Annotated in this window: 1 pseudogene; it reads left to right on the top strand. The window is 75.3% G+C overall.

The annotated features are described in order from the left end of the window. Positions 1-58: 58 nt before the first annotated feature. Positions 59-1138: pseudogene (locus ACVNF4_RS36240) on the top strand (hypothetical protein); the annotation flags it as partial. Positions 1139-1214: the final 76 nt, after the last annotated feature.

A 1214-nucleotide genomic window follows, 5' to 3' on the forward strand; every position in this document is an offset into this window, starting at 1 on the left:
GGGCGGCCGAGCTGCGCGCGGAGGCGCTGGCGGGCGCCCGGGACAGCGAGGTGACCCCATGTCGCTGATCTCCACCCTCGCGCGCCTGGAGGCCGGTTCCACGGGCCGCGCGCAGCCGACGGCGACCGTCCGGCACCGGCATCTGTCGCAGCGGCCCATGGTGCTGGTCCCGCTGATCACCGGCGGTGAGGCGGGGGCGCCGCTCGGAGTGCTCGTGGGGACCGACCGGGACACCCCGCGCGTGTTCGTCGTCCCGCAGCCGCGCAACCCGGAGCTGCGGTTCGCGTTCCTGTCGCGCCTCGCCGACGTCGTCCTGCCGTACATCGACGGGTACGGCGAGGTCGTGGAGGCGGCCGAGCGCAACGAGACGGATCCTCAGACCGGGAAGCGCGTCAAGGTCGAGGTCGAACTGTGCGCGGACGCGCCTCAGTTGATCGTCCCGAGCCGGGGCGGTGTCGATCTGCTGCGGCTGCTGGGGCGGTCGATGCGGTTTCGGCGGACGGCCGAGCAGGACCCGGAGGCGCCCTATCCGGCGCCCCCGTACGTGCCGCTGCTGGGGCGCTGGCTGACCCACTACGCGGAGCGCGCGCGGGTGCCGGGCTCGTCGCTGCTCCTGGCGCTGACGGACGTCCTGGCGCTCCACTGGGCGACCGGGCAGTCCAGCCTGGAGGACCAGCACCTGGGGTCGCTGATGGCGTGGATCGATCCCCCTCGGGGGACGTCCGGCGCGCGGGAGGCACTGCGGGTGGAGCTGGAGCGCGACGGCGACGGCCAGTTGACGCACCCCCCGGCGGGGCCCGCGACCGACCCGGCGTTCGACAACAAACTCCTCGCCCCGGCGATCGAGCGCTACGACCGCGCGCGGACGGCCCTGGCGCTCGCCGAGGACGGCCTGGAGGCGGACGACCGGCTGGGCGACCTGACCGCCGCCGAGGAACGCGTCCGGGAGCTGGTGCTGAGCCGGACCCTGCCGACCTGGGAGCGCGTCTGGCGGGGCCTGGACCTGCTGCGGGAGCTGCCGCCCGGGGCGCACGTCGAGGAGCGGTGGACGCGCGACCGGTGGTCCTTCACCGGCCACCGCGACCGCGTCCGCGCGGGCGAGCCGCCCCAGCCGCGCCGGGACGACGCGGTGACGGCCCGAGGGCCCAGCCGAAGTCCGTGATGAACGACAGCTTCGTGGACGCGGGGGTATTGCCCCGGTTGTCCGCGAACTG

The organism is Streptomyces sp. S6 (assembly GCF_054880855.1).